The sequence below is a fragment of the Sphingobium sp. Z007 genome (assembly GCF_900013425.1).
In the GTDB taxonomy this organism is placed as follows: Bacteria; Pseudomonadota; Alphaproteobacteria; order Sphingomonadales; family Sphingomonadaceae; genus Sphingobium.
In genome coordinates this window covers 610,654-625,322 of the sequence record NZ_FBXK01000001.1, presented here as the reverse complement: position 1 = coordinate 625,322, position 14,669 = coordinate 610,654, and the positions used below count along the sequence as shown (strand labels likewise).

The 14,669-nt window shown below is 62.4% G+C and carries 13 protein-coding genes; 9 read left to right on the top strand and 4 right to left on the bottom strand.

Translation table 11 applies throughout. The annotated features are described in order from the left end of the window. Nucleotides 1–49 precede the first annotated feature (49 nt). Nucleotides 50–415, top strand: a complete 366-nt coding sequence (locus CEQ44_RS02915; protein ID WP_088182890.1) for an L-rhamnose mutarotase — start codon at nt 50–52, stop codon at nt 413–415. An 8-nt stretch (nt 416–423) separates the two neighbouring features. Here CEQ44_RS02915 and CEQ44_RS02910 read toward each other — a convergent pair whose 3' ends face one another. Continuing rightward, complete coding sequence (locus tag CEQ44_RS02910) at nt 424–1,173, bottom strand: FadR/GntR family transcriptional regulator (RefSeq protein WP_088182891.1); 750 nt, start codon at nt 1,171–1,173, stop codon at nt 424–426. A 171-nt stretch (nt 1,174–1,344) separates the two neighbouring features. Here CEQ44_RS02910 and CEQ44_RS02905 point away from each other — a divergent pair, with 171 nt between their 5' ends. From CEQ44_RS02905 to CEQ44_RS02870, 8 genes are all read left to right on the top strand, one after another. Continuing rightward, nucleotides 1,345–2,496: a mandelate racemase/muconate lactonizing enzyme family protein gene (locus CEQ44_RS02905; RefSeq protein ID WP_088182892.1), complete on the top strand. Its 1,152-nt coding sequence runs from the start codon at nt 1,345–1,347 to the stop codon at nt 2,494–2,496. After that, nucleotides 2,496–3,767 (top strand): MFS transporter, encoded by a 1,272-nt coding sequence (locus CEQ44_RS02900; RefSeq protein WP_088182893.1) that lies wholly within the window; start codon nt 2,496–2,498, stop codon nt 3,765–3,767. Before CEQ44_RS02905 ends, CEQ44_RS02900 begins: the two co-directional genes overlap by 1 nt. 82 nt (nt 3,768–3,849) lie before the next feature. Beyond that, complete coding sequence (locus CEQ44_RS02895) at nt 3,850–6,594, top strand: TonB-dependent receptor (RefSeq protein ID WP_088182995.1); 2,745 nt, start codon at nt 3,850–3,852, stop codon at nt 6,592–6,594. Between the two features lie 55 nt (nt 6,595–6,649). Continuing rightward, complete coding sequence (locus CEQ44_RS02890) at nt 6,650–8,056, top strand: DUF1593 domain-containing protein (protein WP_088182894.1); 1,407 nt, start codon at nt 6,650–6,652, stop codon at nt 8,054–8,056. Between the two features lie 182 nt (nt 8,057–8,238). Next, nucleotides 8,239–9,102, top strand: a complete 864-nt coding sequence (locus tag CEQ44_RS02885) for a methylenetetrahydrofolate reductase (protein ID WP_088182895.1) — start codon at nt 8,239–8,241, stop codon at nt 9,100–9,102. 27 nt (nt 9,103–9,129) lie between these two features. After that, nucleotides 9,130–9,987: a formyltetrahydrofolate deformylase gene (purU, locus tag CEQ44_RS02880; RefSeq protein WP_088182896.1), complete on the top strand. Its 858-nt coding sequence runs from the start codon at nt 9,130–9,132 to the stop codon at nt 9,985–9,987. Nucleotides 9,988–9,990: 3 nt separating this feature from the next. Continuing rightward, nucleotides 9,991–10,848: a bifunctional 5,10-methylenetetrahydrofolate dehydrogenase/5,10-methenyltetrahydrofolate cyclohydrolase gene (locus tag CEQ44_RS02875; RefSeq protein WP_088182897.1), complete on the top strand. Its 858-nt coding sequence runs from the start codon at nt 9,991–9,993 to the stop codon at nt 10,846–10,848. Nucleotide 10,849: 1 nt separating this feature from the next. Then, nucleotides 10,850–11,200 (top strand): dihydroneopterin aldolase, encoded by a 351-nt coding sequence (locus tag CEQ44_RS02870; protein WP_088182898.1) that lies wholly within the window; start codon nt 10,850–10,852, stop codon nt 11,198–11,200. A 129-nt stretch (nt 11,201–11,329) separates the two neighbouring features. On the opposite strand, the gene CEQ44_RS02865 is transcribed toward CEQ44_RS02870, so the two are convergent. The 3 genes from CEQ44_RS02865 to CEQ44_RS02855 form a co-directional block, all read right to left on the bottom strand. Further along, on the bottom strand, nt 11,330–12,169 hold the full coding sequence (locus CEQ44_RS02865) for a CoA ester lyase (RefSeq protein ID WP_088182899.1): 840 nt from the start codon (nt 12,167–12,169) through the stop codon (nt 11,330–11,332). Next, a complete protein-coding gene (locus CEQ44_RS02860) occupies nt 12,166–12,618 on the bottom strand; it encodes a MaoC family dehydratase (protein ID WP_088182900.1) in 453 nt (150 codons plus the stop codon). Before CEQ44_RS02860 ends, CEQ44_RS02865 begins: the two co-directional genes overlap by 4 nt. Before the next feature lie 142 nt (nt 12,619–12,760). Then, entirely contained in the window at nt 12,761–14,668 is a 1,908-nt protein-coding gene (locus CEQ44_RS02855) for an acetyl/propionyl/methylcrotonyl-CoA carboxylase subunit alpha (protein ID WP_088182996.1), read from the bottom strand. Nucleotide 14,669: the final 1 nt, after the last annotated feature.

Here is a 14,669-nt window from a genome sequence, read left to right as displayed (position 1 = left end):
TACGACGTATTATGAATATATAGGCTGTGTGCTACCGTCAACCGGGAGAATGACATTGGGTGAGATTGTGCGACGCTGCTTCGTGGTCGATCTGGTGGACGAACCGGAGTCGATCGCGCGTTACCGCGAGTGGCACAAACCCGGCGGCCCACCGCAGGCAGTGACCGATGCGATCCGCGCCGATGGCGTGACGGATTTGCAGATATGGATTGTAGGCGATCGGATCGTCATGCTCCTGGAGCAGGACAATGCTCTTGCGCCGAACGGCGCTGCCAAGGCGGCGCGGGACGCCGCCAACCCGGACGTGCAGGCCTGGGACGCGCTGATGCGGACATTTCAACGCCCCTTGCCCTTCGCGCCGGACATCACCTGGGCCGAAATGGAGCAGATTTACGGGCTGGATCAACAGCCCTGAGAAGCGCGCTAGGCCTGAGCGCGGGAACTGCGCCGCTTCGCCCAGGAGGATTCGATATGTTCGCGCATCGCGCGGCCGGCCGCCTCTGGATCGCCTGCGACGATCGCGTCGTGGACGCGCCGATGCGCCGCCTGGGTGTCCCGCACATGCGCGACGCTCAGCTTGCCGGCATAGCCATGCGTGTTGAGCGCCTTGCCCTGGATGCCGTCGATGATCGCCTTGCTCAGCCGGTCGCCCGATATGCGCATGATGATGTCGTGGAAATGCACATCCTCCAGCACATAAGCGGCCGGCATTTCCACCAGCCCTTCCAGCTTGTCGATCTGCGCCGTCAGTTCAGCGATGTTTTCAGACGTCGCATTCTTCGCTGCCTTGGCCGCCATCGACGCTTCCAGCGAAGAACGGATCTCGGAGAGATTATCGAGATAAGACAGGCCATCCTCCCGCCGGAACAGGGCGGCCAGGATCATCGGGTCCAGCAGGTTCCAGTCGCGCGAATCGCGCACGATCGTCCCGCGCCCCTGTTGCGATACCACCAGGCCCTTCTCGGTCAGTGCCGTCGTCGCTTCGCGCACCACGGTCCGACTGACGCCATATAGGTCGCACAGCATGTTTTCGGGCGGCAGCGCGGTGCCGGCAGGGTACATTTCGGTCACGATCGCATTGACCAGATCCTCGACCACCGCTTCGGCCAGGCGGGGACGCCGCCGCACCCTTTGCGTTGCCGCCAAAGCCCCGCCGGCCAGTCTATCCTGCATGTATCGTCACGCCCTTTGTCATGCCTGCGCCCTGCATGACGCTAATTTCCAGCGTGGACCCGATTGACAAGCGCCGTCAAGACTTGTCAAACGAGATAGATAATACATAATATGACTCAGAGCCGGCTAGACCGGAAGGGTAGAGGACATCCCGATGAGGATTACACGCCGATGAAGATTACAGGCTATCGCAGCCTTACCGCCTATCATGACTGGCGCCGCCCGGTCGGCGACGTCAACGGCGTCGTGGAAGCGGGCGTGACCGAAGTCCCGGTCCTGCTGCTGGAAACCGATGGCGGGCTGGCCGGCATCGGGCTTGGCCAGCATGGCGAGATCGGCCGGCTGTTCCCCGCGGTCGAGGGCGCAGACCCACGGGCGGTATCAAGCCTGTATGACTCCATGCTCGCCCATGTGTTCAAAAGCGGTCATGCCGGCGCCACCTTCGGAACGATAGCGGCAATCGACATGGCGCTTTGGGATTTGAAGGCGAAGATGGCCGAGGAGCCGCTGTGGCGCACTTTGGGCGCGGGCGACAGGTTTGTACCGGGCTATGCATCCGGCCTATGCTACGGCTTGGATGAGGCGGCGTTCGCCAGCCATTATGACGCCTGGGCCGATCGCGGGTTCACCGCAGCCAAGATCAAGGGCGGCCGCGATCTGGACCGCGACATCGCCCGACTGGAAACAGTGCGTGACATCCTGTCGCGCAACAGCAGTCGGCCTGCGCTGATGCTGGACGTCAACGAAGCGTGGAACTGCAAGCAGGCGATCCGGCACCTGACCGAGATCGAGAAGAAGATCGACCTGACCTGGATCGAGGAGCCGGTGCGTCGCTGGGACGCGGCGGGCCATGCCGCCATAGCGCGCGCCGTCAAAACGGCGGTGGCGACAGGCGAAAATCTCACCGGCCTGGAACAATATGCGCCCTTGTTCGATGCCTGCGCCGTGGACATCGTGCAGACCGGCAGCGTGTGGGGCATCACCCATTTCCACCGCGTCGCCATGGCGGCCCATGCCCGCGGGCTGCCTGTATCACCGGTCGCCTATAACGCCAATCCGGTCGCCCATGCCGCCGCCGCGGTGCCGAACATGATCGGCATCGAGGTGCAGGATTTCGCCTTTCCCACCGGCTTTGACGTCGATCAGCAAATTGCCGATGGCGGCATCGTGCTGGGTGACCGGCCCGGATTGGGCATCATCATCGACGAAGCGGCGATCGCGCGAAGCGTTGCGGGCAATGGCTGGAACGTGCGCGGCGGGCCGCATCGCCGACCGCGTAATGCCGGACTGCGCCTGGTCCCTGAGGGCGGGGCGGCCGACTGATGCACAGCATCCCCGTCCCTAGCGACGATGACTCGCCAGCCTGGGTGACCGGCGCAGCGCGCATCCGGCTGCAACTGTCGCTAATGGTCAATTTCTTCCTGCTGATGGCGCTCTACAGCGGCGTGTTGGGTGTGCTCCTGCCCAACCAGATCGCCGAACTGTCGCCTGGAGCCAAGGAGAACAATCTGGCGCTGCTGTTCGCCATTACCTCCGTTTTCTCGACCCTGGCGACGCCGATCGCAGGCGCCCTGTCGGATCGAACGCGCAGCCGCTGGGGCCGGCGCACGCCCTGGATCGCCATTGCATCGCTTATCGGCTCGCTCTGCCTGTTCGGCGTGTCGTTGATGACCAGTTTCTGGTCACTGATGATCCTCTGGGTCATGGCCGCCATCGCCTATAACGCCATGCAGCCGGCGATGACGACACTGATCGCCGATCGCTTCTCACCGGTATCGCGCGGTGGCGTATCGGGCGTCGTCGGCGCGGGCATGACCGCGGGGCTGACGGCGGGCACGGTGGTCGCCGGCTATCTGGCCGGGGAGCGGGTGCTGGCCTATGGCCTGTTCGCAGCCGCGATCGCCGCCTCGTGCCTCGCATTCGTCGCGCTCAATCGCGAGCCGCCGAGCGATGCGATGCCCCGACGTCCGATCCACTGGGGCAGTTTCTTCAAGAGCTTCTGGATCAGTCCGCGCGAACATCCCGATTTCGCCTGGGCCTTTGCCAGCCGCTTTACCATCTATATGGGCTATCAGGCGGTCGCCGCCTATCTTCTCTATATATTGCGCGACTATATCGGCCTGGCCGACGGCGCGTCGAACATCGCCATCGCCAATATGGCGCTGCTGACGCTGATATGCCTGGTCTTGTCCTCGTTGATCTCAGGCTGGCTGTCCGACCGGTGGCAACGCCGCAAGCCCTTCGTCGTTCTGGGAAGCCTCATCATGGGCGTGGCTATGACGGCCCCGCTGCTCGCGCCATCCATGACCGGCATGTGGATTTATGCCGGGGTGATCGGCATCGGCTACGGCATGTTCATGTCGATCGACATGGCGCTGATGACGCAGGTGCTGCCCAAAAGCGCTTTGGGTGACGAGGGCAAGGATCTGGGCGTGCTGACCACGGCGGTCAACATTCCCCAGATTCTCAGCCCGGTGATGGCCGCCATCCTGCTTGGCGTTTTCGACAATGACTATCGCGCGATCTTCATCGCGGCGCTGCTGTTCGTGTTCGGATCGGCGCTGTGCGTGCTGCCGATCCGCTCGGTGCGCTAAATTCATATTATGTATTACGTCATTTGACATATGCGATGCGGCGCGTCATAAACGCCAACAATAAACATAGGGAGAGTTGAAGATGACGAAGGTGGGTAAAGTCCGTCTCGCAAGCATGGCTGCGGCATCGGGGCTGGCGCTGACGATCGGCAGCGCAGCCTTTGCGCAGGCCGCGGCGGCGCCGCAGGCTAGCGATCCGGCAACGAGCGAAGACATCATCGTCACCGGCATCCGCGCCAGCCAGAAGGCGTCGATCGACATCAAGCGCGACTCGATCGGCGTGGTCGATTCGATCGTGGCGGAGGATCTGGGCAAGCTGCCCGACCAGAATGTCGCCGAATCCCTGCAGCGCGTCGCCGGCGTGACGATCGAGCGGAACCGCGGCGAGGGCCGCTACATCACCGTCCGCGGCTTCGGACCCAAGTTCAACGCCGTCACCGTCAACGGCCGCACGCTCGCCACCGACAATAATGGCCGCGAATTTTCCTTCGACGTGCTGCCGTCCGAAATCATCGCGGGCGCCGACGTATATAAATCGCCCCAGGCGAACCTGAACGGGTCATCGATCGGCGCGACCGTGGACGTTCATACGCTGCGGCCGATCGACCAGAAGGAGCAGTTCGCGTTCAGCGGATCAGCCGGACAGATGTGGGCCGAGCTGGCCGACAAGTTCAACCCGGAAGTCTCCGGCGTCGCGTCCTGGCGCAATGCCGACCGAACCTTCGGTATTTCGCTGTCGGGCGTCTATACCAAGCGAAAGACGCGCAACGACGAATTCACGATCGGGGCGGGCCATGTCCGTCGGTCGAGCGGCGATTCCTATTATCGCGCCAATGGCGTCAACGGCGGCCGCATCGGGCCGGATGTGGCACCCTTCGCCAATGTCTCCATGCCGTCCAACCTGTCACCCTTCTTCTTCGAACGCGGGCTGGAGCGCTATGGCTTTTCCGGCGCATTGCAGGTCCGCCCCACCGACACGCTGACCGTTACGCTGGACGGGCTCTATTCCAAGGCGAAGTTCACCGAGCAGCAGACGGGGCTGGCCTATGATTTTTCCGGTGGCACGTTGGTCGAACAGGTGGTCGAGGATGGCGAGGCGGTCTATCAGCGCTACCAGGGCGGCTTTGTCGATCAGATCCTGCAATATGACCAGCGCAACGTCACGACCGACCAGTTCGGCGTCAATGTCGAATGGAAGCCGGTCGATAACTTCAAGCTGAAGCTGGACGCTTCCCGCTCCAAGGCGGAACGGCGGGGCAAGGAGAATAACCTTTTCACTACCATCCGCCGCAAGAATATCGACCTGTGGTTCGACCGTCGCGGTGATAGCCCGATCTATGATTATGGCTTCACCAGCCCCACCTATCCCAATGCCGCGACCAATCCGCAGGGAATCACCGCCCATTATTATATCTGGGGCGGTGGCACCGACGTCGACGATAAGATCAATGAATATCGCGCCGATACCGAATGGAAGGCGACATCGAACCTGACGCTGTTCACCGGCGGCATGATCGCGAACCGCAACAAGCGGCTGACATCGGATGAGATGCCCTTTGGCGAACAATGCGCCTATTGCGGCTCCGATCGCGTGCTGCCGACATCCTTGTTCAGTTCGACCAACCGCAATTTCTTCCAGGGCGCGGGGCCGGACAATATTATCCGCGACTGGGTGATCTACAATCCGCAGCAACTGGTCGGCGTGATCGACCAGTTTGCGACGCAAGATGGCAAGGCGTTCAACCCCGCGGTCTTCTCGCCGTCGGCCTCGTCAGTGATCGATGAGAAGGTGAAGATCGGCTATGTCATGGCCAATTTCGAAACGACGTTGGGATCCATGCCGCTGACGATCAATGCCGGCCTGCGCTACGAAAATACCGACTATACCTCGTCCGGCGCATCCCGCACGATCCTGAGCGCCAAGCCCCGCGTGGACGCCAACGGCAACCCCACCGGCCAGAACGACATCGTGGTATCCGGCGTGGTCCCGGTCAGCTTCCGTGGCAAATATGACGATTGGCTGCCGTCGCTGAATATCAAGCTGGAGGCGGCCGATGACCTGATCCTGCGCCTGTCCGCATCGAAGGTGATGACCCGCCCGACCCTGACCGACCTGTCGCCGCGTCAATCGATCCAGACCAATCCGGGCAATGAAACGATCAGCCGCGGCAACCCGGATTTGCAGCCGTTCCGCGCCAAGCAGATCGAGGCCGGGGTCGAATGGTATTTCGCCGACTCCTCGCTGCTGTCCTTCGCTGCTTTCTATAAGAAGATCGACTCCTTCGTGGCCCTCTTCACCACGCCCCAGACGGTCGATCAGGTGACGTTCCAAGTGACGGTGCCGGGCAATGGCAAGGGCGCGACGGTCAAGGGCTTTGAAGTCGGTTACCGCCAGGCCTTCACCACCCTGCCCGCGCCGTTCGATGGTCTGGGCGTGCAGACCAGCTTCAACTATACCCAGTCCAACGCCAACTACACCAATGCGGTCGCCAATGTTTCCTATGGTTTGGAAGGCTTGTCTAAATATAGCTATAGTCTGGTGGGCTTCTACGAAAAATATGGCGTGCAGGCGCGGGTTGCCTATACCTGGCGCGACAAGTTCCTGCAGGTGGCGGTGGGCCGCAATGGCGAGCCGGAATATTTCGACGCCTATGGCCAACTCGATGCCGGTCTGTCCTATGAGGTAACGCCGAACTTCACCGTGTTCGCAGACGCGCTCAACCTCAACGACGCCAAGGAGTTCATCTACTCCGTCAGCGCGGATCGGACGAAGGAATATCGTAAGACCGGTCGCCGCCTTTCCGGGGGCGTCAGGGTTCGTTTCTGATCTTTCAGGGCGGGGCTTGGGCCTCGCCCCATTTTACAGGTGGGAACGGTCATTGATGAAGCTAGGGTTGATCGCGGCGCTGTGCGTTCTGGCGCTGGCGGCGTTGCCGACTACGGCCGCGCCCAGCCGCAACAGTAAGGCGGACCATAGCCTTCCCCGCTCCCGCGTCATCGTACTGACCGATGTCGGGTCGGACCCCGACGACATGGAGTCGATGGTCCGATTTCTACTCTACGCCAATGCTTTCGACATAGAGGCGTTAGTGCCATCAACCTCACGGCACCTGAAGGATAGCGTCCATCCCGAACAGATATTGCGCCGTATCGACGCCTATGCGCAGGTGCTGCCCAATCTCAAGGTCCATGCCGATGGTTGGCCGAGCGCCGACGCACTGCGCGCCGCGGTCAAGCCGGGCCGCCCGGAATATGGCATGGCGGGCGTCGGTGCGGGCAAGGATACGGCCGGTTCAGAAGCGATTATCGCCGCAGTCGACAAACCGGATGCTCGTCCGGTCTGGATCACGATCTGGGGCGGCGCGGTCGATCTGGCGCAGGCATTGTGGAAGGTCCGCGAAACCCGCACGCCCGACGATGTGGCCAAGTTCGTTGCGAAGCTGCGCGTCTATTCCATTTCCGATCAGGACAATGCCGGTCCCTGGGTCCGGCGCATGTTCCCCGACCTGTTCTGGATCGTCAGCCTGACCGCGCACCGCCATTATAATCTGTCCACATGGGGCGGGATATCGGGCGACCGCATGTACTATTTCGACGGACCGGATTTCACCACCGTATCGAAGGAATGGCTGCGCGAAAATGTGCAGATCGGGCCGCTGGGGTCGCTCTATCCCGATTATCAGTTCATCATGGAAGGCGACACGCCCAGTTTCCTGTATCTGGTCCCCAATGGTCTGGGCCACCCCGAACATCCTGACTATGGCAGTTGGGGCGGCCGTTACGGCAAAGTGTCTGAGTGGGACGGGATCTGGACCGACACCAGCGATCTGGTGATCGGCGCGGACCGCAGAACCCGTCAGACCAACAAGGCGACCATCTGGCGCTGGCGCGAGGCGTTCCAGCATGATTTCGCCGCGCGCATCCAATGGTCGCTTCAGGCACATTATAAGGGGGCCAATCACACTCCGCAGTTGGTGCTTAACGGCACCGCGGGGAATGCGCCGGTCGAGATGACCGCCAAAGCCGGTAACATCGTGCATCTGTCCGCCGCCGGATCGCGCGATCCCGATGGCGACCAGGTCGTTTATAGCTGGTGGCAATATCGCGAAGCCGAAGCGGTCAATCGCAACCCCCGCATCGAATTGCAGCGCGGCGACCCGCTAGATACCCGTTTTGTTGCGCCGCCGGTCGAGGAAGAGACGCGCTTCCACGTTATTCTGGAGGCGCAGGACGTGGGCAAGCCTGCGCTGACCAGTTATCGGCGCGCCATCGTCACTGTCACACCCTGACCGTCATCCAACTGTTTGCTTGGTGCTGCCGCAATTTTGTGGCGGCACCCCTTGTCATGCATGGTCTCGCCGGTTCAGATCTCGCACTGATAGAATTTCGTATCTATGAATATTTCATCTATGCGAATTTAGCCTGATGCGTTAGGAGGAGTCGGGAGAGGCAAGGTTGAAGGGGATAGGATATGCCGGTCATTCATCCGAACTGGGAACGGCCACCCGTCAACATGGTCGATGGCTATTCGCTGGAAATGACGGCGAAGGACGTAGAATCGCTGCGTGAGGCAGCCCCGTCCATCGCGCCGGAGACGCCCGTTGCGGTCACCTTTCTGCCCGGCGAGGATTTCGCCGCCCGGATCGCGGCGACCAAGCTGGTCCGCAGCCTGGGCTTTGAACCGATGCCGCATTTCTCCGCGCGCCGGATCACATCAACGACCGAGTTTGAGGATTATCTGGCGGCGGCCGTCGCCGAAGCTGACGTGCGGCGCTGTTTCGTGATCGCGGGCGACCCGTCCGAACCCGAAGGCCCCTATGCCGACAGCAGCGCCCTGATCGCTAGCGGCGCGTTCGAACGCGCGGGCATCCGCGCCATCGGCATTGGCGGCCATCCCGAAGGGCATCCCAACATGACGCCGGACCAATGCTGGTCGGTCCTGCTCGACAAATGCGCCGAGATCGAAAGGCGCGGCATGGCGCCGCTGATCGTGACGCAATTCGTGTTCGACGCCGATGCGGTCCTGTCCTGGCTGTCCGAATTACGTGCCAAGGGCATCAACGCCCCGGTGCGCATCGGCGTGCCCGGTCCCGCGGGCATCAAGACGCTGATGCGCTTTGCCGCCCGCTGTGGCGTCGGCGCGTCCGCTTCCGTGCTCGCAAAATATGGTATTTCGATTACGAAGCTGCTCGGCACTGCCGGTCCCGACAAGCTGGTCGAGACATTCGAACGGTCGCTGGGCGAGGAGCATGGGCGCGTAAGACTGCATTTTTACCCCTTTGGCGGCCTGGAAAAGACGGTCGCCTGGATCAACGACTATGCCCGCGCGCATTGACGCAGACGGACAAGTGGGAGGATTGACGTGACGACTATCTATACGCTGCGATTGCAATGCGACGACAAGCCAGGCCTGGTGGCGAAGGTCGCCGGCTATCTGGCCGCCCATGGCTGCAACATCGTCGATGCCCAGCAGTTCGACGATGCGATGAACAACACCTTCTTCATGCGTGTCGCGTTCAAGCCTGGCGCGGGTGAGACGCTGGACGCGCTGCGCGACGGTTTCGCTCCGATCGCCGCCGAAGCGGGCATGGACTGGTCGATGGCGGACCAGGCCACGCCCAAGAAGGTCGTGCTGATGGTGTCCAAATGGGATCATTGCCTGGGCGACCTGCTCTATCGCCAGCGGATCGGCGAATTGCCGATGGATGTGGTGGGGATCATCTCCAACCATCCGCGCGAAGTGCTGCACACCTCGCTGATCGGCGACATGCCCTTTTTCCACTTCCCGGTGACCAAGGACACAAAATCCGCCCAGGAAGCGCAGATCAAGCAGGTCGTGACCGACACCGGCGCGGACCTGGTGGTGCTGGCGCGCTATATGCAGATTTTGAGCGACGATCTGGCCGGGTTCCTGTCGGGGCGCTGCATCAACATTCATCACAGTTTCCTGCCCGGCTTCAAGGGCGCCAAGCCCTATCACCAGGCCTATGAGCGCGGCGTCAAGATGATCGGTGCGACCGCCCATTATGTGACCGCCGATCTCGACGAAGGCCCCATCATTCATCAGGATGTCGAGATGATCGGCCATGCCGACGTGCCCGACGAACTGGTCCGTCGCGGCCGCGACATCGAACGGCGGGTGCTGGCGGAAGGCGTGCGGCTGCATCTGCAGGACCGGGTGTTCATGAACAAGGCGCGCACCGTCGTCTTCCGGGGCTGAACCATGAGTGCCATCATCGATGGGCGGGCGATGGCGCGCGCGCTGTCGGAACGGACGGCGCAGGACGTCGCGCAGTTGAAGGCAGGCGGGATCGATCCGACACTAGCGGTCGTGCTGGTGGGCGCCGATCCCGCCAGCGATATGTATGTGCGGCGCAAGATCAGCGAATGTCGCAGGGTCGGCATGGGATCGATCGAGCGGCGCATGGATGCGGATTGCGGTGAGCAGGCCTTGCTCGACCTGATCGATACGCTGAACGGTGATCCGGCGGTGCATGGCATATTGGTCCAGCTGCCACTGCCGCCGGACATTGAGGCCGGGCGAGTGCTGGATAGCATTGCGCCGGCCAAGGACGTCGATGGCTTCCATCCCGTCAATGTCGGTCGACTATCGACCGGGTCGCAGGGGCTGGTGCCCTGCACGCCGCTCGGCATCATGATGCTGCTCGACAGCGTGATCGAGGATTATCGGGGCCTCAACGTCGTGGTGATCGGCAAGTCCAACATCGTGGGCAAGCCGGTGGCGATGCTGCTGCTGGAGCGGGAGGCGACGGTGACGGTGACGCATATCGAAACGCGCAACCTGCCCGATATCGCCCGCGCCGCCGACGTGATCGTGGCGGCGGCGGGCGCACCGCATCTGGTGCGCGGCTATTGGGTCAAGCCTGGCGCGGTCGTCATCGACGTCGGCATCACGCGGGTCGTGGACCATGATGGGGCCAGCCGGATCGTGGGCGATTGCGCCACCCATGAACTGGACCATGCCAAGGCGGTGACGCCGGTGCCGGGCGGGGTCGGGCCGATGACCATCGCCTGCCTGTTGAGCAATACGGTGTTGGCCGCACAGAGGAGCATCGCCTGATATGGCATCCGTCACGACCAAGGTCCGGGTCAAGGACCTGCCGCTGCTGGCCGATATCGGCATCAACCCTGATGAGATCGGCCGTCGCCAGCCGCTGGTCATCACCGTCCAGCTGCTGCTCGACGGCGGGGCGGTCGAGGGGATCGGCGAGACGATCGATTATCGCCGGATCGTGCGCGCGGCCGAAGCGCTGTCGGAAGTGCATATCCCGCTGATCGAGACGTTTGCCCATCGGTTGGGTGAGGCATGTCTGAGTTGGCCCGGCGTGGTCGAGGCCTGCGTCAATGTCGATAAGCCCTTTGCCCTGACGCGCGGGCTGGCCGGGGTGGAGGTTGTCGTTCGCAAGACATAGAGCGACATGACTTTATCTTGACCCGTTCGCTTCGAGCGCAGTCGAGAAGCCGATAGCGCCGTGCCTATGTTTCTCGACTTCGCTCGAAACGAACGGAAATCGCTTTCAGATATGACACGTCATCAGACGTCAGATATCTGCCGCGCGGTCCAGAAGCTGCTGCGCTTGTTTGAGGTGCGGCCGGTCGATCATCTTCCCATCCAGCTTCAGCGCGCCTGCGCCTGGATGGGCGTAGAAAGCGGCGACGATCGCGCGGGCATGGGCCAGTTCTTCGGGCGTCGGGGTGAAGCCCGTGTTGATCGTGGCGACCTGGGCCGGGTGGATCGCCATCATGCCGGTGAAGCCATCGCGGCGCGCGCGGGCGACATAATCGGCCAGGGCGTCGGGCGCGTCGATGCGGGGAAAGACGGTTTCGATCGCAGGCGTGTGGGCGGCATGGGCGGCAAAAAGGGTGAGCGAGCGGACCATTTCATAAGGCGGGGTGTAGCGGCCGTCATCTTCCCGCGAGGTCGTCGCGCCGATCGCGGCGGGCAGGTCTTCCGCGCCCCAGGTGAGGCCGGCGAGACGGTCGGACACAGCGGCATAGCTGCCCAGCTGGAAGATCGCGGCGGGTGTTTCGGTGGCGATGGGGAGGATCGGCGGCGAGTTCTCGCCGATCAGAGCCAGCAGCGCGGCGACACTGGCCGCGCCTTCCGCTTTGGGCAGGACGATGCCGTCTGGGCGGCCGGGCAGGACCGCGGCTAGGTCAGCGAGGGTCTGGTCGCCATCGAGCGGATTGATGCGCACGAAGCTGGGGATGGTTCGGTATTCCGCCAGCCAGGCCGCGACTGCCGCGCGGGCCTCCCCCTTGCGTTCCGGCGCGACCGAATCCTCCAGGTCGAGGATCAGCGCGTCGGCACCGCTGGCGGCGGCCTTGACGAAGCGGTCAGGCCGGTCGCCCGGCACGAAAAGGAGCGAGCGGAGCTTCATGCGTCGGACCGTTTGAGCAACGCCATCCGCAGGCATTGGCAGACGATCTGGTCACGCTGGTTAAGCAGGCGGTGGGTGAAGGTGACGATGCCCGCGCCGGGGCGGGATCGGCTGGGCTTGAGGTCGGTCACTTCACTTTCGCAGCGCATCGTGTCGCCGATGAACACCGGATGGGGCATGACCAGCTTGTCATATCCCAGATTGGCGACCAGCGTGCCGAGCGTCGTGTCGCCCACCGACAGGCCGATCATCAGCGCAAAGGTGAAGGTGCCGTTGACGAGGATCTGGCCGAACTCGCTGGCTTTGGCCGCTTCGACGTCGAGATGGAGCGGCTGGGGATTGTGGGTCATCGTCGTGAAGAGGAGATTGTCCGTTTCCGTCACGGTGCGGCGGATGTCATGGGCGATCGTGTCGCCGATGGTCCACTGGTCGAAATATCTGCCCGCCATGATAGAGTCCCTTAGTTTCGCATATTTCCCGCCGATTTCGACATTTCATGTCAAGAGTAGGAAATTTTTATAAAGTCTGTCGGTCAGCAGCCCAAACCAGCGACGCGCCAGTCTAGAACAGCTGCCCACTTGTAGGACAGGGTCATTCGTCCTGAACGATCTGGACAAGCCGCGCGCCTTCACTGACCTGCCCACCTTCGGCTGCGTTGAGTTCCGCTACTATCCCGTCGAAGGGCGCGACGAGGCTATGTTCCATCTTCATCGCTTCCAATGTCAGCAGCTTCTGCCCTTTGGTCACGGCCTCGCCGGCCGCGACTGTAACGGCGATGATGCGGCCAGGCATGGGGGAGAGGATTGCGCCGTCGGAAGCCGCCGTGCCTCCTGCGCCATCATAGCGGCAAGCCGCGATGACGAAGCTGGCCCCATCTTCAAAATAGGTGGTTTCGCGGCCATCACTGACACTTGTTCGCGCATAATCATTCCACAACGCTTTTTCGCCCACCGAAATGTCGGTAGCGGCCCCGTCCACCAGCAGGCGCACCAAGGGATTTGCAGGCGCATTCAGACGAAAGCCGAAACAGGTTTTTGTCAGTTCATATTTCGCGCTTCCATATGAACTGGGCATATGGGCGCTACTAAAAGCAAGATCGTCAGCCGCATATTGCAGGAGGGCTTTGGACGGCACAGGCGGTGCGCAAAGCGTGTCAATCTTGTCGCCAATAAAAGCCGTTGTCACTGTGCCAGCTTCGAAATCTGGTTCCGCCAGCAACCGCCGAAGAAACCAGGCATTCGTCTTAACAGGCTCGCATTCGACAGCCGCACAGGCAGTTTGAAGGTCGGTGAGCGCTTCGCGTCTGTCTGTGCCCCAGCTAACGATCTTGGCGATCATCGGATCGTAGAAGGGCGAGATGACATCGCCCTCCTCCACGCCGGTTTCGATACGCTCGTTCGAAGGCAATGTCAGATGATCGAGCCGCCCGGTCGAGGGCATAAAACCGGTGGCAGGATTTTCGGCATAAAGCCGCGCTTCCATGGCCCAGCCATTGATCGACAGTTCATGCTGCTTTTTCGGCAGCGGTTCGCCCGATGCGACGCGCAATTGCCATTCGACCAGATCGACGCCGGTGATCTCCTCGGTTACCGGATGTTCGACCTGGAGCCGCGTGTTCATTTCCATGAACCAGATGCGGTCCGCGCGCAGGCCTTCAGACCCGTCGGCGATGAATTCGATCGTGCCGGCGCCGACATAGTCGACCGCCTTGGCGGCGCGGACGGCGGCGTCGCAGATGGCGGCGCGGGTGGCTTCGTCCATCCCCGGCGCGGGGGCTTCCTCGATCACTTTCTGGTGGCGACGCTGGAGCGAGCAGTCGCGTTCGAACAGGTGGACGACATTACCGTGGGTGTCGCCGAACACCTGGACTTCGATATGGCGCGGGTTGGTGATCCACTTTTCCAGCAGCACGCTGTCGTTGCCGAAGCTGGACGCGGCTTCGCGGCGGCATGAGGCCAGCGCGTCGGCGAAGTCGGCGGGGATGTCCACCTTGCGCATCCCCTTGCCGCCGCCGCCGGCGACCGCCTTGATGAGGATGGGGTAGCCGATGGCGTCGGCTTCGGCGGAGAGGCGTTCGAGGCTCTGGTCGTCGCCCAGATAGCCGGGCGTGGTGGGCACGCCGGCTGCCTGCATGAGGGTCTTCGCGGCGTCCTTGAGGCCCATGGCGGTGATGCTGGACGGGTTGGGGCCGACCCAGATGAGGCCGGCGTCGATCACCGATTGGGCGAAGGCGGCGTTTTCGGAGAGGAAGCCGTAGCCCGGATGGATTGCCTGCGCACCGGTGGCGTGGGCGGCGGCAATGATCTTTTCACCGACAAGGTAGCTTTCGCGCGCAGGGGACGGGCCGATATGGACGGCTTCGTCAGCATCGCGGACATGGAGGGCGTTCGCGTCCGCGTCCGAATAGACCGCGACAGTGCGGATGCCCATCGCCCGTGCAGTGCGGATGATGCGGCAGGCGATTTCGCCGCGATTGGCGATGAGGAGGGATTGGATCATC